General features: G+C 63.4%; 19 protein-coding genes and 2 pseudogenes. 4 read left to right on the top strand and 17 right to left on the bottom strand.

What is annotated here, in order from left to right; genetic code table 11:
- Window positions 1–111: 111 nt before the first annotated feature.
- Together argF and AC5I5I_RS19290 are read right to left on the bottom strand one after the other, a co-directional pair.
- The gene (argF, locus tag AC5I5I_RS19295) at window positions 112–1,050 is read right to left on the bottom strand and encodes an ornithine carbamoyltransferase (RefSeq protein WP_495975639.1); all 939 of its coding nucleotides are present in this window, start codon (window positions 1,048–1,050) and stop codon (window positions 112–114) included.
- On the bottom strand, window positions 1,050–2,252 hold the full coding sequence (locus AC5I5I_RS19290; protein ID WP_495975638.1) for an aspartate aminotransferase family protein: 1,203 nt from the start codon (window positions 2,250–2,252) through the stop codon (window positions 1,050–1,052). The genes argF and AC5I5I_RS19290 overlap by 1 nt, the downstream gene beginning before the upstream one ends.
- Before the next feature lie 412 nt (window positions 2,253–2,664).
- Here AC5I5I_RS19290 and AC5I5I_RS19285 point away from each other — a divergent pair, with 412 nt between their 5' ends.
- On the top strand, window positions 2,665–3,168 hold the full coding sequence (locus AC5I5I_RS19285; RefSeq protein WP_495975636.1) for a GcrA family cell cycle regulator: 504 nt from the start codon (window positions 2,665–2,667) through the stop codon (window positions 3,166–3,168).
- A gap of 60 nt (window positions 3,169–3,228) precedes the next feature.
- On the opposite strand, the gene phoB is transcribed toward AC5I5I_RS19285, so the two are convergent.
- From phoB to AC5I5I_RS19230, 11 genes and pseudogenes are all read right to left on the bottom strand, one after another.
- Window positions 3,229–3,945, bottom strand: coding sequence for a phosphate regulon transcriptional regulator PhoB (phoB, locus tag AC5I5I_RS19280; RefSeq protein WP_495975634.1), 717 nt, complete (start codon window positions 3,943–3,945; stop codon window positions 3,229–3,231).
- A 14-nt stretch (window positions 3,946–3,959) separates the two neighbouring features.
- On the bottom strand, window positions 3,960–4,682 hold the full coding sequence (phoU, locus tag AC5I5I_RS19275; protein WP_495975632.1) for a phosphate signaling complex protein PhoU: 723 nt from the start codon (window positions 4,680–4,682) through the stop codon (window positions 3,960–3,962).
- A gap of 25 nt (window positions 4,683–4,707) precedes the next feature.
- Entirely contained in the window at window positions 4,708–5,517 is an 810-nt protein-coding gene (pstB, locus tag AC5I5I_RS19270) for a phosphate ABC transporter ATP-binding protein PstB (protein ID WP_495975820.1), read from the bottom strand.
- A gap of 36 nt (window positions 5,518–5,553) precedes the next feature.
- A pseudogene (gene pstA / locus AC5I5I_RS19265) lies at window positions 5,554–6,360 on the bottom strand (phosphate ABC transporter permease PstA); the annotation flags it as partial.
- A gap of 549 nt (window positions 6,361–6,909) precedes the next feature.
- A pseudogene (locus AC5I5I_RS19260) lies at window positions 6,910–7,395 on the bottom strand (DUF3333 domain-containing protein); the annotation flags it as partial.
- Window positions 7,388–8,755 carry a phosphate ABC transporter permease subunit PstC gene (gene pstC / locus AC5I5I_RS19255; RefSeq protein WP_495975630.1) on the bottom strand — a complete coding sequence of 456 codons (1,368 nt, stop codon included), beginning with the start codon at window positions 8,753–8,755 and terminating at the stop codon, window positions 7,388–7,390. The pseudogene AC5I5I_RS19260 and the gene pstC, both read right to left, overlap by 8 nt.
- A 105-nt stretch (window positions 8,756–8,860) precedes the next feature.
- On the bottom strand, window positions 8,861–9,916 hold the full coding sequence (locus tag AC5I5I_RS19250; protein ID WP_495765201.1) for a PstS family phosphate ABC transporter substrate-binding protein: 1,056 nt from the start codon (window positions 9,914–9,916) through the stop codon (window positions 8,861–8,863).
- 151 nt (window positions 9,917–10,067) lie between these two features.
- Window positions 10,068–11,393: an ATP-binding protein gene (locus AC5I5I_RS19245; protein ID WP_495975628.1), complete on the bottom strand. Its 1,326-nt coding sequence runs from the start codon at window positions 11,391–11,393 to the stop codon at window positions 10,068–10,070.
- The gene (locus tag AC5I5I_RS19240; protein ID WP_495975626.1) at window positions 11,371–12,465 is read right to left on the bottom strand and encodes a lysylphosphatidylglycerol synthase domain-containing protein; all 1,095 of its coding nucleotides are present in this window, start codon (window positions 12,463–12,465) and stop codon (window positions 11,371–11,373) included. Before AC5I5I_RS19240 ends, AC5I5I_RS19245 begins: the two co-directional genes overlap by 23 nt.
- 151 nt (window positions 12,466–12,616) lie before the next feature.
- The gene (locus AC5I5I_RS19235; protein WP_495975624.1) at window positions 12,617–13,576 is read right to left on the bottom strand and encodes an ABC transporter substrate-binding protein; all 960 of its coding nucleotides are present in this window, start codon (window positions 13,574–13,576) and stop codon (window positions 12,617–12,619) included.
- 72 nt (window positions 13,577–13,648) lie between these two features.
- Entirely contained in the window at window positions 13,649–14,956 is a 1,308-nt protein-coding gene (locus AC5I5I_RS19230) for a Rieske 2Fe-2S domain-containing protein (RefSeq protein WP_495975622.1), read from the bottom strand.
- A gap of 367 nt (window positions 14,957–15,323) precedes the next feature.
- Between AC5I5I_RS19230 and AC5I5I_RS19225 the strand changes: the two genes are divergently transcribed.
- From AC5I5I_RS19225 to AC5I5I_RS19215, 3 genes are read left to right on the top strand one after another with little or no spacing between them, the layout of a single operon-like run.
- On the top strand, window positions 15,324–16,289 hold the full coding sequence (locus AC5I5I_RS19225) for a PDR/VanB family oxidoreductase (protein ID WP_495975620.1): 966 nt from the start codon (window positions 15,324–15,326) through the stop codon (window positions 16,287–16,289).
- Between the two features lie 6 nt (window positions 16,290–16,295).
- On the top strand, window positions 16,296–17,498 hold the full coding sequence (locus AC5I5I_RS19220) for a Gfo/Idh/MocA family oxidoreductase (RefSeq protein WP_495975618.1): 1,203 nt from the start codon (window positions 16,296–16,298) through the stop codon (window positions 17,496–17,498).
- On the top strand, window positions 17,495–18,061 hold the full coding sequence (locus AC5I5I_RS19215) for a MarR family winged helix-turn-helix transcriptional regulator (RefSeq protein ID WP_495975616.1): 567 nt from the start codon (window positions 17,495–17,497) through the stop codon (window positions 18,059–18,061). The genes AC5I5I_RS19220 and AC5I5I_RS19215 overlap by 4 nt, the downstream gene beginning before the upstream one ends.
- On the opposite strand, the gene AC5I5I_RS19210 is transcribed toward AC5I5I_RS19215, so the two are convergent.
- The 4 genes from AC5I5I_RS19210 to AC5I5I_RS19195 are packed head-to-tail and all read right to left on the bottom strand — an operon-like array spanning window position 18,058 to window position 23,183.
- Window positions 18,058–18,672 (bottom strand): sarcosine oxidase subunit gamma, encoded by a 615-nt coding sequence (locus AC5I5I_RS19210; RefSeq protein ID WP_495975614.1) that lies wholly within the window; start codon window positions 18,670–18,672, stop codon window positions 18,058–18,060. The two genes, AC5I5I_RS19215 and AC5I5I_RS19210, sit on opposite strands and share 4 nt — an antisense overlap.
- The gene (locus tag AC5I5I_RS19205) at window positions 18,665–21,640 is read right to left on the bottom strand and encodes a sarcosine oxidase subunit alpha family protein (protein ID WP_495975612.1); all 2,976 of its coding nucleotides are present in this window, start codon (window positions 21,638–21,640) and stop codon (window positions 18,665–18,667) included. Before AC5I5I_RS19205 ends, AC5I5I_RS19210 begins: the two co-directional genes overlap by 8 nt.
- A complete protein-coding gene (locus AC5I5I_RS19200; protein WP_495975610.1) occupies window positions 21,640–21,924 on the bottom strand; it encodes a sarcosine oxidase subunit delta in 285 nt (94 codons plus the stop codon). Before AC5I5I_RS19200 ends, AC5I5I_RS19205 begins: the two co-directional genes overlap by 1 nt.
- Window positions 21,925–21,932: 8 nt before the next feature.
- Window positions 21,933–23,183, bottom strand: a complete 1,251-nt coding sequence (locus AC5I5I_RS19195; protein WP_495975608.1) for a sarcosine oxidase subunit beta family protein — start codon at window positions 23,181–23,183, stop codon at window positions 21,933–21,935.
- Between the last annotated feature and the right edge of the window lie 49 nt (window positions 23,184–23,232).

Here is a 23,232-nt window from a genome sequence, read left to right as displayed (position 1 = left end):
GGCACTGAATCTAGAAGTTGAACCGCTCGTCCCCGCGCAGGCGGAAAACCAGAGCTGGAAAGGCTGGATTCCCGCTCTAAGCGGGAATGAACGGAGATTGAGCCAGTCAGCCTACCGCGCGCTGGCGTTCAGGCACCAAGTAAGAATGCCCTTCTGCGCATGCAAGCGGTTCTCGGCTTCGTCGAACACCACCGATTGCGGCCCGTCCATGACCGCATCGGTGACTTCCTCACCGCGATGGGCCGGCAGGCAATGCATGAAAATGGCGTCCGGACGCGCCTTCGCCATCAGCCTGGAATTGACCTGATAAGGCTGCAGCAGGTTGTGACGGTTGGCCTTGCTGGCCTCGTCGCCCATCGACACCCAGGTGTCGGTGACCACGCAATGGGCGTCGCGCACCGCCTCGTCGGGATCGGTTCCGACATGAATGGCCGCGCCCGAGCTTTCGATCCAGTCCAGCAGCCATTGCTGCGGCTTCAGTTCCGGCGGGGTCGCGATGTTGAGGCGGAAATCGAAGCGCTCGGCCGCGTGCATCCACGAGGTCAGCACGTTGTTGGCGTCGCCGGTCCAGGCGACGGTCTTTTTCTTGATCGAGCCGAGATGCTCCTCGAAGGTCATCACGTCGGCCATTACCTGGCAGGGATGCGATTGCTTCGTCAGCGCATTGATGATCGGCACGGTGGCATATTGCGCCAGTTCGGTGACCAGATCGTGTTCGAGCGTGCGGATCACGACCGCATCGACGAAGCGCGACATCACCCGTGCGGTGTCCGGAATGGATTCACCGCGGCCGAGCTGCATCTCCTGTCCGGTCAGCGTGATGACATCGCCGCCGAGCTGCTTCATTCCGACCTCGAACGAAATGCGCGTGCGGGTCGAGGGCTTGTCGAAAATCATCGCCATCGTCTGACCGGCGAGCGGACGCTTGCGCCGGCCGCGCGCCTTCTTCATCGCGCGTGCGTCCGCGATGATTGCGCGCAGGTCGGCGGGCCGGATGTCGATCAGGTCGATGAAATGGCGGACGCTGCGCCGGGCGTTGCTCTTTGCCATCAGACTGGAGCCGGGCTGACGGGCTTGGCCGCATGCGCAAGCTTTTCGCAGGCGCGTTCGATCATCGCGATGCCGTCGGCGACGCCGGCCTCGTCAAGGATCAGTGGCGGCAACAACCGCACGACGTTGTCGCCGGCCGCGATCGCCAGCATCTTTTCGTTGCGGAGCGCCGTGACCATGTCGCCATTCGGCACGACGCAGACCAGACCAAGCAGCAGCCCCTCGCCGCGCACATCGGCAATCACCGACGGAAAGCGATCCTTCAACTCGGCAAGCCGCTGCTTCAAGAGAAGCGACATCTTGCGGGTATTCTCGAGGAAGCCGGGCGCCAGCACCACGTCCAGCACCGCATTGCCGACGCGCGTCGCCAGCGGATTGCCGCCGAAGGTCGAGCCATGGGTGCCGGCGGTCATGCCCTGGCCGGCTTCCGCAGTCGCAAGGCAGGCGCCGATCGGAAAGCCGCCGCCGAGCGCCTTGGCCAGCGCCATGATGTCGGGCGCGATCCCCGCGTGCATGTATCCGAACAATTCGCCGGTGCGGCCGATGCCGGTTTGCACCTCGTCGAACACCAGCATCAGGCCGTGCTCGTCACACAGCTTGCGCAGTTGGCGCAGGAATTCCGGCGGCACCACGCGCACACCGCCCTCGCCCTGGATCGGCTCGATCAGGATCGCGGCGGTGGTGTCGGAGATCGCCTTCTTCGTCGCTTCGAGATCGGCGAACGGCACCTGGATGAAGCCGCCGGCCACAGGGCCGAAGCCTTCGAGATATTTCGGCTGCCCGCCGGCAGCGAGCGTCGCCAGCGTGCGGCCGTGGAAGGCGCCTTCATAGGTAATGATGTCGACGCGCTCGGGATGACCGGAGACGGCGTGATATTTGCGCGCGGTCTTGATCGCACATTCCATCGCCTCGGCGCCGGAATTGCAGAAGAAGACGAGGTCCGCGAAGCTTGCGGCGCACAGCCGCTGTGCCAGGCGCTCCGCTTCCGGAATCCGGAACAGGTTGGAGACGTGCCAGACTTTCTGCGCCTGGTCGGTCAGCGCCTCGACCAGCACCGGATGCGCGTGACCCAGCACGTTGACCGCAACGCCCGATCCGAAGTCGAGATAGCGCTCGCCATTGGTCGCGGTCAGCCAGGCGCCCTCGCCCCGCTCGAAGGCAAGGTCGGCGCGGTTATAAGTCGGCAGAAGATTGGAGACCACGGCAGAACATCCGGCAGAAACTGGACCGGCAATGTCAGAGCATCAGCAGACAATGCCGGAGCCTAAACGAAATGTGCCGCCCCCGCGGGCGGCACTGCAACCGGCATTCTAGGGGCGGGCCGTAGGCTGTCAACCGAACCGCCCGGCCACGCGATGCCGCAGCGCTTCGAATAAGGCGGGGAAAACCTTGCGCTCTCCACAGCGACGATGGGTGCGCAGGGGGGGCGGACTCTTGCGGGCGAGTCCAGCGATTGTGTAGTGTCGCCCCTGTCAGATACGACATCTCGTGCGGCGGACAGGCAAGTAAGTACATCTGCGTGTGTGGCGTCCCGCTGGCAGCCTCAGGCTGTCCGGCGACGGGAAAGGATTCTGCGGACGGTATTCCCCTCCGCGGGGCAACAAGGAGAAACCCATGACGTGGACCGACGAACGGGTCGAGCAGCTCAAGAAGCTCTGGTCCGACGGCCTCTCGGCCTCCCAGATCGCGGCCGAACTGGGCGGGATCACCCGCAACGCGGTCATCGGCAAGGTGCATCGTCTGGGGCTCTCCGGCCGCACCAAGGCGCCGTCGTCCAGCGCGCCGCGGCAGCGAAAGCCGAGGGCGACCCATATGTTACGGGTGTCTCGTCCCGCCGTTCGCGGCAATACCGCGCTGGCCCAGGCCTTCGCCTATGACTACGAGATGGACGTCGAACCGGCCCAGGTCGAGAATGTCGTGCCGATCGGACAGCGCCGCACGCTTCTGGAACTGAACGAGCAGACCTGCAAATGGCCGATCGGCGACCCGGCGACGTCGGAATTCTATTTCTGCGGCGGTCCGTCCGTTAATGGTCTGCCCTATTGCGCCTACCACTCGCGTATCGCTTATCAGCCGCCGGCGGCGCGGCGGGACAAGCGCTCGGCAGGCGGGCGCTGACGCGCTCGCGCAGGGCGCCGCGGCGACCGGATCGACCAGACCAAGTCGGACAAGGTCAGATCAGGTGAGGTCCGCGCGCCCGAAGCGATCGTCGATCGCATAACCGGAGCCGCGCACGGTGCGGATCGGATCCCCGTCGCGGCCACGGTTGAGAGCCTTGCGCAGCCGCCCGACATGCACATCGACGGTACGCTCGTCGATATAGACCTCACTGCCCCACACGCCATCGAGCAATTGTTCCCGGGTAAACACGCGGCCGGGGCGCTCCATCAGAAATTCCAGAAGCCGGAACTCGGTCGGCCCGAGCTCTACGTCGCGGCCGGCGCGGGAGACCCGCTTCTTGACGCGATCGAGTTCGATTTCGCCCAGCGTCAACACGTCGGCCAGCCGCTCCGGCCGGGATCGCCGCAGCAGCGCCCGGATCCGTGCCACCAGTTCCGGGACCGAGAACGGCTTGACGATATAATCGTCGGCGCCGGTCGAAAGCCCGCGCACGCGCTCGCTCTCCTCGCCGCGCGCGGTCAGCATGATGATCGGCAGCGACTTGGTCTCGGGCCGCGCCCGCAGCCGCCGGCAGAGTTCGATGCCGGACAGTCCGGGCAACATCCAGTCGAGCACGACGAGATCGGGCGTGCTCTCGCGCAGCCTGGTATCGGCATCGTCACCGCGCGCGACGGTCTCGACGTCGTATCCTTCGGTCTCGAGGTTGTATCGCAGCAGCAGCGACAACGGCTCCTCGTCCTCAACGATCAGGATGCGCGCGGTCTGAGCGTTCATGTCGCTGCTTCCGTTCATCCCTGCGCCGCCTGCGCCGCCAATGGCGCAAAGCTGGTGGTATCGGCCTTCGGGCGTTCGGAAGTGATCGGCTCGCCCTTGATCATGTAATAGACGGTCTCGGCGATGTTGGTGGCATGGTCGCCCATCCGCTCGATATTTTTTGCCGAGAACAGGAGATGGATACAGAACGTGATGTTGCGCGGGTCTTCCATCATGTAGGTGAGCAATTCGCGGAACAGCGAGACGCACATGGCGTCGATTTCCTCGTCACGCTTCCACACATCCATGGCCTCGTCGACGTCGCGGGCGGCATAGGCGTCCAGCACGCGTTTGAGCTGGGTCAACACCAGAGACCCCATATGGTCGACGCCGCGGATGAGCTTCAGCGACGGATATTCACCCTCGAGGTCGAGTGCGCGCTTGCCGATATTCTTGGCGAGATCGCCGATGCGTTCGATTTCGTTGGCGACCCGCAAGGCGCTCACCACTTCACGAAGGTCGATGGCCATCGGCTGGCGGCGCGCAATCGTCAGGATCGCGCGCTCCTCGATCTCCCGCTGCAGCGCGTCGATCTGGGCATCGGCTGCGATCAGCTTGTTTGCGAGATCGATGTCGCGGCGGGTCAGCGCCTGCACTGCGTCCGCGATCTCCTTCTCGGCAAGGCCGCCCATTTCCGCAACCATGCGGTTGAGCTCCTGCAGATCGACGTCGAACGCCTTGGCGATGTGGTCAGCCATTGTCTTGGTCCTTGTCTGCAGCCGGTCAGCCGAAGCGGCCGGTGATGTAATCCTGGGTGCGGCGATCGCCCGGCGTCGTGAAGACGGTCTCGGTCGGGCCCTCCTCGACAAGAATGCCGAGATGGAAAAACGCGGTCCGCTGCGACACGCGGGCTGCCTGCTGCATCGAGTGCGTCACGATGATGATGGTGAAATTCCGCCGCAACTCATCGATCAGTTCCTCGATGCGAGCGGTCGCGATCGGATCGAGCGCGGAGCATGGTTCGTCCATCAGAATCACTTCAGGACCGACCGCAATCGCCCGCGCGATGCACAGCCGCTGCTGCTGGCCGCCTGACAGGCTGGTACCGGAATCGTCCAGACGATCCTTGACCTCTTCCCATAGCCCGGCGCGCTTCAGGCTGGATGTCACGATCTCGTCGAGTTCGGATTTCGAACGAGCGATCCCGTGGATGCGCGGACCATAGGCGACGTTTTCGTAGATCGATTTCGGGAATGGATTGGGCTTTTGGAACACCATGCCGACACGCGCGCGCAGTTGTACGACGTCCAGCGACTTGTCGTAAATATCGAGGTCGTCGATATCGATCTTGCCGGTCACCCGCGCAACCGGGATGGTGTCGTTCATCCGGTTGATGCAGCGAAGGAAGGTCGACTTGCCGCAGCCGGACGGGCCGATGAAAGCCATCACCGACCGCGCCGGGATATCCACGTTGACGTCTTTCAGGGCGTGCTTGTCGCCGTAATAGACGTTGACGTTCCGCGCCGTGACCTTGGGCTTGGCCTGCGTACCGGCGATATCGATCGCAGCGGCCGAGGCGGCGGGTTGAACCATTGCGTCCATAGCCAGCATCTCCTAACTCCCAATGACTTACCAGCGCCGCTCGAAGCGTTTGCGCAAGAGAATTGCGGTCCCGTTCATAAGGAACAAGAACGCCAGCAGCACCATGATCGCGGCTGCCGTTCGCGCCTGGAAACCGACTTCCGGCAGATCCGACCAGAGATAGATCTGGACCGGCAACACAGTCGCGGCGTCGACAATGCTCGTTGCAGGCTCGACGATGAAGGCGACCATGCCGATCATCAAGAGCGGCGCCGTCTCGCCGAGCGCGTGCGCCATGCCGATGATCGTGCCGGTCATTATTCCGGGCATCGCCAGTGGCAGGATGTGGTGGAAGATCGCCTGCTGTTGCGAGGCGCCGACACCCAGCGCCGCCTCCTTGATCGAGGGCGGAACCGCCTTGAGCGCGGCACGCGAGGCGATGATGATAGTCGGCAATACGAGCAGTGCCAGCACCAGTCCACCGACGAGCGGCGCCGATCGCGGGAGTCCGAAGAAATTCAGGAACATCGCCAAGCCCAGCAGACCGAACACGATCGACGGAACCGCCGCGAGGTTATTGATGTTGACCTCGATGACTTCAGTGATCCGGTTCTTGGGGGCAAATTCTTCGAGATAGATGGCGCCAGCGACACCGATTGGGAGACACAGCACGAGGGTTACAGCGAGCGTGAGCAGGGAGCCCACCAGCGCACCGCGAATACCAGCCAGTTCCGGCTCGCGGCTGTCGCCCGCAGTAAAGAAGCGCCAGTTGAAGCGGCTCTCGATAACGCCTTTCGCCTTCAGGCTCTCGAGCCAAGTGACGACGCGATCGTTAACCCGGCGGCTCGCCTCGGGCGTCTCATAAATCACGACCTGCCAGCTTTTCGGAGTCGCCGGGTTGGCGGACGTCAGCGGAATGACAGCCTCGCCCTTGATGGATCCCGAACTGACCTCCGCGACTTTCACGACGCCGCCATTGATGGCGACCAAAAGGCTCGGAAGACGCTCGTTTAGCGTTTCCGGTGCGGATGCGTTCGAATAGCGGGCGCGCATCTCTGCAACACTATCGAGCAATTCCTTGGCGCGGCTTCCGAGAGACGTCGCCTCGTCGGCCGCTGCGGCGATCTGTCCCTCAAGCGTTCCGATGCGACCGGCGTCGTTCGATGCCCTCGCGGCTGCAAGCGTGGTTTCCAGTTCCGCCTTGCGCGCGACGGCGCGGTTCGACAAACCCTGCAGCCGCTCCGCCTCCGACTGCTCGGCGCGGGCACGGGTGGTCAGACCTTGCTTCACCAGCGCAAGCGTGTTGGCGAAGTCGCTGGACGTGGAAGTGATTTCGATCTCGCCGTTTGTAGCGCTGGGTGTGGCCGTCCCGACCCCGGGCGTCCTGGCAATCCGGGTCCCGATTCCCTTGAAGTAAAGGTCAGCGTCCGATGACATCAGCACCGGAACGGTGATCGTTTGACCGATCAACGCGGGATCCGCAACAACGCGTTCCCTCAGATAATCGGCGGCGCCAGATGACAGGAGACCATCCAGCTGGCGGCGCTGGATTCGATCCTTTGCATCGGGAAACTCGGCACGCAATGCGTTGCGCACCAGTGCCTGAAAGTCGCCCGCCCTGATATCGGCCGGATTGCGCGAGCCCTTGGGGTCGATCTCCGCCGCATCGACGGTGATCTTCATCATCATCACATTCTGCGTGAATGCCGGGTAGCCTTTGATCACGATGTCGGTCAGCACCACGACCAGAAAGAGAGCCGTTATGCCGATCGCGGCGAGACCATAGAACCGGAAGCGGCTCTCGGCGCGATAGCGGGCCTTGATGCGCGCGCGAGCAGCGTCGGTTCCAAGGTCGATCGAGCGGACGCCCGGAAGGCTGGTGTCAGTCATATTGTTCCCGATACCGTTTTACGATCTGCATCGCGATGACGTTGAGCGTCAGCGTGAAGAAGAACAGGACGAAACCGAGCGCGAAGGCGGCAAGCGTCTTTGCACTTTCAAATTCCTGGTCGCCCACCAGAATGGTCTTGATCTGCACCGTGAAGGTGGTGACCGCCTCCAGCGGGTTGAACGTAAGATTGGCGGCGAGCCCGGCAGCCATCACCACGATCATGGTTTCGCCGACCGCGCGGCTGATTGCCAGCATGAATGCCGAGACGATACCGGGCAGCGCCGCCGGCAGCACGACCTTCTTGATGGTTTCGGAGTGGGTTGCGCCCATCCCATAGGAGCCGTCGCGGAGCGATTGCGGCACCGCGTTGATGACGTCATCCGACAGCGACGACACGAACGGGATGATCATCATGCCCATCACGATGCCCGCGGCGAGCGCGCTTTCGGAGGCGACATTGAGGCCGAGCGCTTCGCCCGCGGTGCGCACCCAGGGCGCCAGGCTGAGCGCGGCAAAGAAACCGAGCACCACGGTCGGGATGCCGGCCAGGATTTCGAGGAGCGGCTTCGCCCAGGCCCGGAACCGCGGCGTGGCGTATTCCGCCATGTAGATCGCGGCAAACAAGCCGATCGGCCCGGCGATCAGCATCGCGATGAACGTAATCAGAAGCGTGCCGGTGACCAGCGGAATAATGCCGAAGGCGCCGGACGAGCCGGCCTGGTCGGCCCGGATCGCGGTCTGCGGAGACCATTGCGTCCCGAATATGAAATCGAGCGGCGAAACCTTCTGGAAGAAGCGCACGGTCTCGAACAGCACCGAGAACACGATGCCGATGGTGGTCAGCACCGCGACGCAGGCGGCGGCCAGCAGCACATATTTGACGATGGTCTCGACATGGTTGCGGGCGCGGAACTGAACCGACAGCATACGCAGGCCATAGGCAAGACCCAGCAAACCAAAAATCCAGCCGCCGCCGACGATGATGGTATTGGTCCATGAACGAAGCGACGCATAAACGTCTGCTGCGTTCTTCAGCGCCACGCTCGGCTGGCCGGAATAGCGGCCGGATGCCACCGCGATGATGTCGCGCAAAGCGGCGCCGCGCTTCAGATCGTCGTCGAGCAATGCCGGATCGAGCGCGCTGATCGCCTGCGTGTTCACAATGCGGTCGGCGATCGGCACTGCGACCACCAGGATCAGCAACATCGGGATCAGAATGCTGATGACGACAAACGAGCCGTGATAAGAGGGGCGCGAATGCAGCGAGGCTGATCGTTCGGCAGTCGCGGCGCGCGACCGGCCGAACAGATATCCGACGACGACCAGTACGGCCAAGCCCAGGAAATACAGCGACGTCATCGCCTCAACCCTTCAACAGACAAAACAGATGGTATCGGCGGACTTCTTTCGGCCGCCTGAAGAGAGAGGGCGGTCGCGCATGGCGACCGCCCCTGTCACGTTTTGTCAGGAACCGAGCGCATCGAGAGAGACGGGTTTCATCTCTATGATGGCCTTGCGTACCGCATCGGCTTCCGCCTTTGGCAGCGTGACGAGGCCCTTCTTGGCCAGATAGCCATCTTCACCCAGAGCCTTGGGCGAAACGTACTCGGCCGCAAACTTATCGATACCAGGCACGACGCCAACGTGCGCCTTTTTGAGGTAGACGAACATGCGGCGCGAACCCGGATACTTGTCGGCGGTGATGGTGTCGAATTCCGGAACGACGCCATTCAGCGGCACGCCGCGCAGCTTGGCCGAGTTCTCTTCAAGGAACGAGAAGCCGAACACGCCGAATGCGTTCTTGTTCTGATCGAGCTTGGCAACGATCAGGTTGTCGTTTTCGCCGGCTTCCACATAGGCCCCGTCCTCACGCAGGGTTTTCCACACGCGGTCGAAAGCCTTCGGGTCAGACTTCTTCATCGCAGCCAGCGCCGGAATCTGCTCAGCGCCCTTTTCCAGCAGCAACTCGTGGAAAGAATCGCGGGTGCCGGAGGTCGGCGGCGGGCCAAGCACTTCGATCTTGGTGTTCGGCAGCGACTTGTCGATGTCCGACCACATCTTGTTCGGGTTCGGGATCAGCTTGCCGTCGGGACCGGGCACTTCCTTGGCAACTGCCAAAAGCAACTGCGGCAGGGTCAACTTGACCGGGGTGCCCTGCTTCGACTGAGCGACGGTGAGCCCGTCAAACCCGATGTTGATCTCGACGACGTCCTTGACGCCGTTCTTCTGGCACATTTCCAGTTCGCTCTTCTTCATGCGGCGCGAGGCATTGGTCGCGTCCGGGTGCTCGACGCCGACACCGGCGCAGAACAGCTTCATGCCACCGCCGGTGCCGGTGGATTCCACGACCGGGGTCTTGACGCCACCGGTCTTGCCGAGTTGCTCGGCAACGGCGGTGGTGAACGGGTAAACGGTAGACGAACCGACGATACGAATCTGGTCGCGGGCCTCGGCGGCACCGGCGAACATCGCACCGGCCGCCACGAGCGCAAACGCGCCGGCGAAGGTCGTATGTTTCAAGGTCTCTCTCCTTCGTTATGTGCCGGGCGGGAGCGGGTGTCGCTGAAGGCTGGGGGAAGCCCGTCCGGTCGCCCCGGTCACTAGGGGTGACATGCCGAAGCTTCTATGACGCCTGGATGACAGCTGGATGACAGCGCAACCGACTGATATTTCATCCGATTTTTCGCTGAACCGGGCTGACGCCTGTGGACATCGGCATCCGGACGGTAAAAGTCGCGCCTTCCCCAGACCGGCTTTCGATGGTCAGCCGGCCGCGATGCCGGTTCATGATGTGCTTGACCAGGGCCAGCCCGAGGCCGGTGCCGCCCTGCTCGCGGCTTTCGGCAACGTCGACCCGATAAAACCGCTCGGTGAGCCTGGGCAGATGCTCCGCCGCAATGCCCGGCCCGTAATCGCGTACCGACGCCACCGCTTCCTCGCCGCCGCTGACCGCGAAGGCACGCGACAGCGTGATCTCAACGCGCTTGCCCGAGGCGCCGTATTTCAGCGCGTTTTCGACCAGATTTTCGAATACGCGAGTGAGTTCGTCGCGGCTGCCGGACACGATCAGCGGCTCCTTCGGCGCGTCGATGGTGATGGCGACGTCGCGATCGCGGGCGAGCATCTGCAGCGAATCGACCACCTGACGCACGATCGGCAGCAATTCGACCGGCGTTTCCGGGCGCACATGGGCGGAAAGTTCGATCCGCGACAGCGACAGCAGGTCGTCGATCAACCGGGCCATGCGCTTGGCCTGCGCCTCCATGATGTCGAGGAACCGCTCGCGCGCCGCGGTGTCGTTACGGGCCGCGCCCTTCAGCGTCTCGATAAAGCCCGACAATGACGCGAGCGGCGTGCGTAATTCGTGGCTGGCATTGGCCACGAAATCGACCCGCATTTCCTCCACCCGGCGTATCGCCGTCAGGTCGCGGAAGGTCAGCAGCAGCCGGGTTGTCGTGTCCGACACCCTGTCGGAGCGGAGCGGCGTGACGAAGACCTCGAACCATCGCTCGGATGGCACCCGTTCGGAGAATTCGGCGCGCTCGGGTTTACGCCCGAGCGCAGCGCGCCGGATCGCGTCGATGACGTCCGGAATGCGAAGCGCGAGCGACACGGGCTCACCCCGGCGCAAGGCCGGAGCGATCGCACTCGCCGACGCGTTCATGGTCACGACCCGCCCGTCGGCTTCCATCAGCACGGTGGGGTCCGGCAAGGCCGCGATCACGTCGGTAATGAGGTGGTCGCCCGGTTGCGCGGGCGCTGCCGCGGGCTGGACCGGCGCCAGACGCCGCCGGCTGCGACGGCTGAAATACCAGGCGGCGGCCAGCACCACCGCGATGGCCGGAATGCCGATCGCGGCGCTCAGATCACCGCGTGAAAGCGGAATGACAATCGCCACGACCGCAACCGCGGCCATCAGCCATGAATCATAACGACCGGCGCGAGATTCCGGCTCCTCGGCAACACGCCCCTGCTCACCGTTTCGTTCCATCGTCATTGGACGGCTTCCGGACGTGAGACTTTCCATCCGCCGCGTTTGCGTCGCTCGCGGGCGGCGACGCCAGCACGTCGACGGCAATGTCGCCGAGCGGCGGGACGCGGTTCGACATCATCCCCTTGATGATCTCGCGCGCGCCCAGGATCGCAAGCGCAAGCGCGAAGGGAATGATGTAATACAACAACCTGAACAGCAGCAAACTGGCGAGCAATTCTTCCCTCTCGAACTGCCAGAGCGCCAGCAGCATGGCGGCGTCGAACACGCCGAGCCCGCCGGGTGAATGGCTGGCAAAGCCGAGCAGTGTCGCGGATACGAAAATCACCGCCAGCATGATGAAATTGATGTGCGGCTGGTCCGGCAACAAGAGATACATGGCAGCGGCGCAGCAACCCAGATCGACGATGCCGATGACGATCTGAAGGAAGGTGAGCGGCCCGCCCGGCAGCGTCACCTGCCAGCCGTCGCGGCCGATCGTGCGTGGCCGAACCCAGACCCAGATCACATAGGCGGTAAGCACCACGATGGTGATTCCCGCCAGCGTCCGGTTAAACCATTCCGGCAGGTGGTTGATGGCGCTCGCCGCCTCCGGCGCATAGAAGATGCCGAGACCGAGCACCGTCGCATTGCCGAGCCAGAATGTCAGGCCGGCCACGAAGCAGATTTTGGCCACTTCCACGGCGCTGACGCCGTGTGCCGAATAGACCCGGTAGCGGACCGCCCCTCCGGTAAAGGCGCTGGCGCCGACATTGTGACCGACCGAATAGCTGGTGAAGCCCGCGAGCGCCGCCGTCGAGTATGGCACGTCGCTGCGGCCGATCGTGCGGACCGCAAACAGGTCGTAGAAGGTCAGCGTGAAATAGCCGAAGCCGACGAACAGCGCCGCCAGCCAGAAGTCCTTGGGGTCGGTCGCCCGGATCGCCTTGAAGACCTCAGCGATATCGATGCCGCGCAACATGCGGTAGAGAACGACAGCGGCAACCGCAATGATGAGGACGCTGAGCGCAAACCCTATCCGGTGCCAGCCGATCTTATCGCTGATAAAGCGCGCCATCGCGCGCAGCATTTCAAGCATACAGAACCCCGCAGGCCCCCGGTCGTTCTGATTTTTACCGGGCCGCGGCGAGGGTACTAGCAGAAGTCCGGGGATGCAGGCAAAGGCGGCAAGAAACCGCACGATTGCGGGCCTTGACGGCCCGCAATCGGACGTGACGCAATCCGCTCCACTAGCGCGGCGGAATCTGGATCAGCTCGGCCAGCTGCTCCTTGGTCAGTTCATTGGCGGTGAACTTGAGCGCGACCGCATCCTTCACAATGGTGTCGAGACCCGTAATCTGGTCTGGATCGACGGACGATTTCGGAAAGAAGTCGTCGCGGGTGCGGCGGGCCTTGGCCTCCGGGATCTTCAGCCAGTCGGCATAAACCTTCAGCCCGGCATCCGTGTACATGAAGTCGATGGTCTCACGATAAGCCTTCATGTAACGGTCGATCGCGCTCTTTTTCGCCTGCAGCACGGGAGCCGTGGTCGCCAGGAGGCGCACGGTTTGGCCCTTGAACGCGTCGGCATCATTGCCGGAGGCGAGAATACGAATTTGCTTCTGGTCGAGTTGATCGAGCCCGAAGGGCGGGGCCGCCCAACCGACATCGATCTGGCCGGACATCACCTGGGTCAGTGTGCCGGGAGGGCCACCGGTCGCCGTCGGCTTCGCCGACAGACCGTATTGCTTCATGAAGGCGGTAACGATGCCGTGGGTCGAAGAGCCATTGGTGGAATAGGCCAATGTCTTGCCGGACGTGTCCTTCAGCGACTTGATGGGCGAATCCGACTTCACATACCAGTAGAGATCGGAGGCTCCCGTCGTCTCGGCACCGATGATCCGCACCGGCGCGCCTTTCGAATAGGCGCTCAGCACGCCCATGATGCCGGCCGCAACGCCGATATCGACGCTGCCGGAAATCGTGGCCTGCAGCGTTTCGCCGGCCCCCTGGGTATAGACGATTTCGAGTTCGAGGCCGTGCTTCTTGAAGATGCCAGCAAGCTGGCCGACCTCCGAGATCGACGTGTCCCAGTTGCCGCGCTGACCGACCGCCAGCTTCAGCTTGTCCTGCGCGACTGATGGCTGCGCCCCAAACAGAAGGCCGGCAGCAACAAGTCCGAGCAGCGGACCGAACGTCCGTTTCTTCATTCATTCCTCCCAGTGCGATTTCGCCTTCTTGTCGAGACGTCGTGTATGGTCATTGAAGCCGCTGTTGCGGCGTTACGCAACCTTCTCCCGATCCTGATCGGACGGGACCGTAAAGCTTCGCCAGTTGGTCGATTTCGGCACGATGCCTTCGAATGAGCGGATCTTGCTCTGCGGCACGTGGGGTGTGGTGCGTCCGATCGCGACTCCGGTATCCTGCATCTGACGTGCCGCGTCGACCATCAGCTTGCGGAATTCCACCACCGCGAGATCGCTGGCGCCAAGCCGCTCCTTGGTGCGGTCGGCAATCGGACCCATGGTTTCCCACATCGCGATGTCCTGATTGGGAATGCCCTTGATGCCGGTGAAATCGCCGAGCCGCATGGCATTGCGGTCCTGCCGGTAGTTGTTGGCGCGCGTCCGCAGATTGTTGAAGCCGCGATCGAGATCGATGCCGGGCTGCGCAACATTGAATTTGCGCCAGACTTCCTGGTCGATCCCGGCCTTGTTCGCCCAGTCGGCGTCCTTGTCGCTCCAGGCGATGAAATGGAACACGGTGTTCTCGTCATCCGCCGGGACCAGCACGGTCGCAACATTGTATTCGTTGTTCGGCGGAATCAGCGCGGTGAACGGCGCGACATAGACCGTCACCCGCACGTAATCGTTCACATTGGCATTGGCGATCGGGCGGCGGATCGCCGCATAGTGAAAGCCGAAGCTGGTGCGCTCGACCTGCAGGCGTGGCGCCTTGTCGGTCGAGGGCCGCAGCCAATGCGTATCGACGGCCTTCGCCGCATCAACCTTGGCGGGCTTCATGTCGGAGGAATGCAGGCTCGACGAATGCGCCGAATCGATCTGCCCCTCCAGGATTTGCGCCCAGTTACAGCCGACATGGATCTTCACGATCGAAACCTGGGCATTCTGCGTCGGCGCGAAGGCCGGCGGCTCGAACTCCGGCATCGTCTCGGCGGGACCCATATAGGTCCAGACGAAGCCGCCCCATTCGCGCGCGGGATAGGCCTTGACCTTCACCTTCTCGGCGAAGCCGCTCTCCGGCGGCTCGGACGCCATCTCAACCACGTTGCCGTCCACGTCCATCTTCCAGCCGTGATAAAGGCAGCGCAGGCCGCATTCCTCATTGCGGCCGAAAGCAAGCGACACCCGGCGATGCGGGCAATACTCATCGATGATCCCGAGCTTTCCGTCGCTGTCGCGGAACACCACGAGGTCCTCGCCAATCAACCTGACCTTCAGCGGCGCGCCGTCGGGCTCCGCCACTTCTTCAATCAGGCAGGCCGGCATCCAGTGGCGGCGCATGATCTGACCCATCGGCGCGTCGCCCTCGACGCGGCACAGCAGGTCGTTTTCCTCTGCGGTCATCATCGGCTTGCCTCCCAAGCGTAGCTTCAAAGGGCCACCGACCGGGTTGGCCCCGGGAGAAAATATTAGCCCTCTAAGTTTTTATCCTATAGTCATTCCAGCCTGCTTGTCGAGTGGAGCGGATTTGACATTCGCCATCCGCGCGACCCAGGCTCAACAGGCGAATGTCAAATCCAAAGCTCCACTCGAATCCAATACTTGCTAGTGGTCCTTGATTCTAACATTCGCAAGAGAGCCTGCCGAGAAGGGATGCGAATGTTAGAATCGGACCACTAGACGGAGTGATGCGGCGATTGTGCATCGCACCAGAATTTGCGACCAGAAAGCTCCAGCGACCAGAAACCAGTTACTTGCAACAAGTCATCCCGCCATGAGTTCGATCCCGACAGCCGATATCCCCGTTCGCGTCACCCGCGCCGAAAAAATCGCCGACGGCATCCATCTTTACGAGATGCGCCGCAAGGACGGCGGTGAACTGCCGGCCTTTACCGCCGGCTCCCACATCAATCTTCACGTTCCGAACGGCTTGATGCGGAAATACTCGCTGTGCAGCGACCCGGCTGCGCGCGATCACTACTGCATCGCCGTCAAGCGGGAGGACAATGGCCGCGGCGGCTCGATCTATCTCATCGACCATACGAAGGAAGGCGACGAGTGGTTCATCTCGGCACCGGACAACGCCTTCGCCTTGCCGCAGCGCGGCGATCACTTCATCTTCATCGCCGGCGGCATCGGCATCACGCCGTTTATCGCGATGATTCATGCGTTGAAGAACGATCCGTCGAAGAAATTCAGGCTCTATTATTGTTCGCGGACACCGGACATGACCGCGTTCCGGGAGGAACTGAGCGCTCCCGAATTCAAGGGCAAGGTTTTCATCCATTACGATGGCGGCGACCCGGCCAAGGCCCTCGATCTCTGGCCAATCGTGGAGGAACGCAAAAACCGCGAGCATCTTTATTGCTGCGGCCCGCGCGGGCTGATGGAGGCCGTGCGCGACGCCACCGGCCATTGGTCGTCCACGGCGATCCATTTCGAAGCCTTCAGCGAAGCGGATGCGCGGCGGCCGGACGACACGGCTTTCAAGGTCAAGCTTGCGGCAAGCGGCGCAACCATCGACGTCCCCGCCGGGACGACGATCCTCGAGGCCATGCGGGCGGCCGGATACGACGTGCCGAGTTCCTGCGAAAGCGGCACCTGCGGCACCTGCCGCACCAAGCTGATCGCGGGTGAAGCCGATCACCGCGACCTTGTGCTGACGGACGCGGAACGGGACAGCCAGATCATGATCTGCGTGTCGCGGGCGAAGACGCCGGAACTCGTGATCGACCGGTAGCCCATCATGGCCGTGCGCCCCATCCGTCTCGGTATTGCAGGGCTCGGCCGCGCTTTCACGCTGATGCTGCCGACATTCGCGGCGGATCCGCGCATTACCCTCGCGGCTGCGAGCGATCTGAGACTGGAAGCCCGCCAGCGGTTCGAGGCTGATTTCGGCGCTCCGACCTACGACACGATCGAAGCCCTGTGCGACGATCCATCCATCGACGCGGTCTATGTCGCGACCCCGCATCAGATGCATGCCGCTCACGTTGCCATCGCCGCCACGCGCGGCAAGCACGTGCTGGTCGAAAAGCCGATCGCGGTCCGGCTCGATGAGTGCCGCACCATCATCGACGCCGTGCAGAATGCGGGTGTGCAACTCGTGGTCGGGCACAGCCACAGCTTCAATGCGCCGATCCTGCATGCGCGCAGGCTGATCGACAGCGGCGCCTATGGCGCGGTGCGCATGATCCACGCCTTCAATTACACCGACTACATGGTGCGGCCGCGCCGGCCCGAGGAACTCGACACCGCTCAAGGCGGCGGCGTGATCTTCAGCCAGGGTGCGCATCAGATCGACATCGTCCGATTGCTGGGCGGCGGCCGCGTGCGCAGCGTGCGGGCGATGACCGGGAACTGGGACGCCGCGCGACCGACCGAGGGCGCCTATTCGGCGCTACTCGGCTTCGAGGACGGCGCGTTCGCCTCCTGCACCTATAGCGGCTACGCGCATTTCGATTCCGACGAGTTCATGGGCTTTATCGGCGAGATGGGACTGCCGAAAGACCCTTCGCGCTACGGGGCGATGCGCAAGGCGTTGCGTGCGGCGTCGAATGCCGACGAGGAAGCCGCACTGAAGGCGGCCCGCAATTACGGCGGCGCCAGCTATGTGCCGGCGGGCGCCCCGCCGCCGGATCGCAGCCATCAGCATTTCGGGGTGTTCGTCGTGTCGTGCGAGTTTGGCGATCTGCGGCCGACGCCGGACGGAGTCATGATCTACGGCGACGACGCGGTCGGGTTTGATCCGGTGCCGGTTCGCGACATTGTTCGCGCCGAAGTCATCGACGAATTCTACAGCGCGGTGGTTGAAGGCAAGCCGCCGCTGCATGACGGCGAATGGTCGCGCGCGACGCTGGAGGTCTGCCTGGCGATCCTGGAGTCGGCGGAGGCCCAGACCGAGATCATGCTGCGTCATCAGGTCGGGTTGCGCGGAGCGGTCCGATGAGCGAGCGCAAACGCGGCGGTACCGAGAACATCCTGAAACATTGGCGCGAGGCTGTGCCCGACGATCGCCTCGCGCACCTCGTCAAGGACGCTACAAGGGCACTTCTACGAGCATTACAGATGCGCCTGACCGCGCATGACGTGTCGCTCGGGCATTGGACCTTTCTGCGAATTCTGTGGGAAAAAGAAGGACTTACCCAACGTGAGCTGAGCGATGAGGCCGGCGTCATGGAGCCAACCACCTTCTCGGCGCTCAACGCGATGGAGAAACTCGGCTACATCTCCCGCCGCCAACTGCCCGACAATCGCAAGAACGTTTATGTGTTTCTGACGCCGAAAGGCCGTCAACTGAAGGATAAGCTGGTGCCCTTGGCGGAAGACGTGAACCGGATCGCGGTCGCAGGCGTTCAGCCCGAGCATATCGCGGCCACGCGGCGGACTCTGCTCGCCATCATCGAAAATCTCGCCCGCGATGATGCGGCCTCCGGCGACCCGGAGCGCCGTATCCCTTCGACGCGAGAACTCGCCTCCCGCGTCGCGGCCGGCGGCAAGCGCAAAGCCTAGCCCCGCGGCAGCAGCACCTCGACACCGAATTCCTGCGCGGACGGCAGCAGCCAGGACCAGAAGCTGCCCGCCATGCTGCGCGGTACCGCAAGATGCACAGCGTCGTCGACATCGGCCCACCAGATTTGGACGCCGATCCCGCCTATCGCGGTGACGATCGTGTCACCCCGGCGAAATGCTCTGTCATGCAAGTCGACCGGGCATCCCTTCCCAAGCACGTCGCGCACATGCGGCCCGTTTAGGCGCAGGACCGCACGGGCGTCGGTTTGGTCGGTGACGGCGGCAATGCCGGCAAGCTCCAATGAAAGTTCGGCCGGCATCTGCGGGCGCACCGACACCGCGAGCCATTGCGACGGCCCCGACCAGAGGAGGTCGAGCGACACACCGCACACGGCGTGCGGCGTATGCGGCGGCCGGAGCGCGTAGCGCTCACCCAACACGCGTTTAAGGTCTGCGTCACCCTCATGCGATCCGATCACGAAGGCCCAAGAAAAATCGTGCCGTGGCGTGATGATGACGCCGGTCTCGGCGCGGTCGGCGCCCGACCGACCCGGGCGGACAATGGCGTCCCAGACGCCGATCCGTTGCCACGATGTTGCCCGCTCAGACACGCAGCCGCTCCTCTTCGGGATCGACGAAGACCGGCGAACACACCTCGACATCGAAGGCGGCGTCGCGCAACGGATCGACGCAGCGAATGCGCTCGCCAAGCCGCTCCGGACCCCTGCTCAGAAAGCCAAGTCCGATCCAGTGTTTCAGCGTGGGCGAATAGGCAACCGAGCTCATGAAACCTTCGTCATTGGCGGCGGTCGCAGGCCTGCCGGATGCGACGAAATGCGCGCCGGCGCGCAGGCGGTCTGTGGGGTCGACGGGACGAAAGCCGACAAAGCGCGGCCGCCCTGGATCGAGCAATGCCGGCCGGGCGGCCATCACACGGCCGATATAATCCTTCTTTCGCGACATCATCTTGTCCAGACCGAGGTCGCGTGCGGTCGTCTGCCCGTTGAGTTCGTTGCCGGCGACATGCCCTTTCTCGATGCGCATCACACCAAGCGCTTCGGTACCGTAAGGATGGATGCCGTGAGGCTGGCCCGCATTCATGATCGCGTGGATCGCCGCGTCGCCGTAGGATGCCGGCACCGCAAGCTCATAGGCAAGTTCACCCGAGAACGAAATCCGGAACAGCCGCGCCGCGATGCCGCCGCCGACAGTCACCTGACCGGACGCCAGATAAGGAAAGGCGGCATTGGAGATATCATGCTGTGGATCAATCACGCCGCGCAGCACGTCGCGCGAACGCGGCCCCGCGATCGCATATTGCGCCCATTGTTCGGTGACTGAGACTATCCGGACATCGAGCGAGGGCCAAAGCGCCTGATGACAGAACTCAAGATGCTGCATCACCCGTGCGGCGTTCGCGGTTGTCGTCGTCATCACGAAATGAGTGTCGGCCAACCGCGCGGTGGTGCCGTCGTCCATGACGAAGCCGTCCTCGCGCAGCATCAGGCCATAGCGGGCCTTGCCGACCGCAAGACTGCTCCAGCCATTGATGTAGACGCGGTTCAGAAACTCTGCCGCGTCCGCGCCCTGGATATCGATCTTCCCCAGTGTCGACACATCGCAGACGCCAACGCCATTGCGCACCGCATCGACCTCGCGCACCACCGCGTCGAGCCAGTCTTTATCTCCGGCCTGCGGGAAATACTGCGCGCGCAGCCACAAGCCGGTCTCGACGAACACGGCACCCCGCTCGCGCGCCCAGTCATGCGAGGGAGTGAGGCGATACGGGCGGAAGTCCTTGCCGCGATGGTGTCCCGCCAGCGCGCCGATTGCGACCGGCGTGTAAGGCGGTCGAAACACCGTGGTGCCGGCGCGCGCGATGTCGACGCCGCAGAGCGCCGCCATCATCGCATGGCCCGCAAGGTTCGAGGTCTTGCCCTGGTCCGTCGCCATGCCAAGCGTCGTATAACGTTTCAGATGCTCAACCGCGCGGAAGCCTTCGCGATGTGCGAGTTGCACGTCGGAGGCGGTCACGTCGTTCTGAAAATCGACAAAGGCTTTCCCTTTGCCGGCCGGCGCTGTCCAAACCGGCGAACACGCATGCCGCTCCGGTTCTGTCGTCACCTGCGGCAACGGCTGCCCAGCGAAACCGCAATCGCCGGCGGCTGCCGCCCCCGCGGATCCGCCCTGCTCGATCGCTCGCGCCAAACCGAATTCGCCGTTTGCGGAGCCAGCAACCGACAGGCCGGGCGGCAATTGTTGTGACGGAAGAAACGCATTTCGCGTCTCGTCCCATACCGGCTTTCCGCCAAGATGCGTGGTCAGATGGATCGCTGGATTCCATCCGTTCGACATGGCGACCAGATCGCAACGCAGGCGCTCGACCTTGCCGGACTCATGCAGCACATCGAGACCCGTGACAACGGTGCGGCCATGCACCGACTGCGCTTGTGCGCCAAGAATGAAGCGGATTCCCGCCTTATCGGCCGCCTCGCGCAAGACCGGATTCACCTCACGGCGCGCATCCACGATCGCGACGATTTTGCCGCCGGCAGCGCTGAAATCATGCGCGGTGCGCCAGCCGTCGTCGCCAGTCGTAACGACAACGCAACGATGCCCGGGAAGCACGCCGAACCGATTGACGTAAGCACGAACAGCGCCCGCCAGCATGACGCCGGGGCGATCGTTGCCTCCGAAAACAATCGGCCGCTCAATCGCTCCAGATGCGAGAACGGCCCGCTTCGCGACAATCTGCCAATACCGCTGGCGCGGCTGGAACGGCGGGGGCGAAGCAAGATGGTCGGCGACGCGTTCGATCGCGCCGTAGGTGCCCCCATCATAGACGCCGAACACCGTGGTGCGCGGCATGATCCGCACTTCGGGCAACGACCTAAGTTCGGCGACGACCGAAGCTACCCATGCCTCAGCGGGAGCTCCATTGATGTGTTGGCGTTCGGACAGGAGGCTGCCGCAGAGTTCGAAGCCCTCGTCGCACAGCACGACGCGCGCACCGGAACGTCCGGCCGCGAGCGCAGCCGCCAGGCCCGACGGTCCTGCCCCAATCACCAGCACGTCGAAATGCAGGAAAGCCTTCTCGTAATGATCGGGATCCGCCTCGTCTGCGGCACGCCCAAGCCCCGCAGCGCGGCGAATCATTGGCTCGTAGAGCTTTTCCCAAAATCGCGCCGGCCACATGAAGGTCTTGTAGTAGAACCCTGCGCTCATGAATGGCGACAGCGGCGCCGTCATGGACAACAGATCGAAGCGCAGCGACGGCCAGCGGTTTTGTGAGGTGGCTTCGAGCCCTTCGTAAAGCTCTATCGTGGTCGCACGCGTATTCGGCTCGCGGCGGGCTCCGCTGCGCAGTTCGACGAGAGCGTTCGGCTCCTCGCTGCCCGCGGACAGAATGCCACGCGGCCGGTGATATTTGAACGAGCGCCCGACCAGCCGCACGCCGTTTGCGAGCAGCGCCGACGCCAGCGTATCGCCGTGAAAGCCCCCATAGCTTTTGCCATCGAAGGTGAAGCGCAGAGGCCGCGACCGGTCAATCCGTCCGCCGGAGGGGAGACGGTAAGCCATCAGGCCCCTCCCCGCTGCGGGGCCAGCGTCTCTTGGCGCGCGCTTGTCACGCTCTTGATCGCATGCGTGCGCGTATCGCGTTCCACCACCAGCCAGGCATGGCATCCGGCGCCGTGATACCAGTATTCGCGAAACAGGCCCGCCGGATTGTTGCGCTGATAGACATACGCGAACATGTGGTCGGCATCGGCGTCCATACCATCCGGCCGCACCGGATCGGCGTCACCAAGGATCGTGAATTCGCGCCGGTCGCGTTCGCCGCAATAAGGACAAGAGATTCTCATTGCGCGCCCTAATGCAGATTGGCCTGGGCGCCAACGCCCTTCTCGTCGATCACCGCGCCGGAGGCGAAGCGATCGAGGCGATAGGCACTCGCCACCGGATGCATCTCGTCGCGCGCAATCAGATGCGCGAAACAGAAGCCCGACGCTGGCGTCGCCTTGAAGCCGCCATAGCACCAGCCGCCATTGAGATAGAGACCATCCACGGGCATACGGTCGATGATCGGGCTGCCATCCATCGACATGTCCATGATGCCGCCCCAATGACGCAGCACGCGGATGCGTCCCAGCCCGGGCCATACCGCCATCGCGCCTTCCATCACATCCTCGATGACCGGCAGGTTTCCGCGCTGCGCGTATGAATTGTAGCCGTCGATATCGCCGCCGAACACAAGCCCGCCCTTGTCGGACTGGCTCACGTAAAAATGCCCTGCGCCGAATGTCATGACGGTATCGATCACAGGCTTCAGACCTTCCGAGACGAAAGCCTGCAGCACATGGCTGTCGATCGGCAGCCGGAAGCCCGCCATCGCGGCGAGCCGCGATGTGTTGCCGGCGACGGCCAATCCGACCTTGCGCGCGCCGATAAAGCCGCGCGTCGTGTCGACGCCGGTCACGCGGCCCGATTCGATGCGGATGCCGGTAACCTCGCAATTCTGGATGAGATCGACACCACGCTGGTCAGCGGCGCGGGCATAGCCCCATGCCACCGCGTCATGCCGCACCGTGCCGCCGCGGCGCTGCACAAGCCCACCCTGAATCGGGAAGCGTGCATTGTCGAAATCGAGAAACGGCACGAGCGCCTTGACGCCATCCCGGTCCAGCAATTCGGCGTCGACGCCATGCATCCGCATGGCATTGCCACGACGCGCATAACCGTCGCGCTGCGCGTCGGAGTGATAGAGGTTCAGGATGCCGCGCTGGCTCACCATCGCGTTGTAATTGAGGTCCTGCTCCAGCCCCTCCCAGAGCTTCATCGAGTGTTCGTAGAACGGGATGTTGCCCGGAAGCAGATAGTTCGAGCGGATAATGGTGGTGTTGCGCCCGACATTGCCGGAGCCGAGCCAGCCCTTCTCGACAACGGCGATATTGGTAAGGCCGTGCTCCTTGGCGAGGTAGTAAGCGGTCGCGAGCCCATGACCGCCGCCACCGACGATGATGACGTCATAGGAGGCTTTTGGCTCCGGCTCGCGCCAGACCGGCTGCCAGCCGCGATTGCCGCGGAGCGCCTGCGAAAAGATGCTGAAGGATGAATAGCGCAAGGAGGTTTGCCGCCGATGCGCGGCTTACGCCGCGTCCGCCATTGATCAC

Source organism: Pseudorhodoplanes sp., from assembly GCF_059499825.1.
This window is presented reverse-complemented; position numbering and strand designations above follow the sequence as displayed.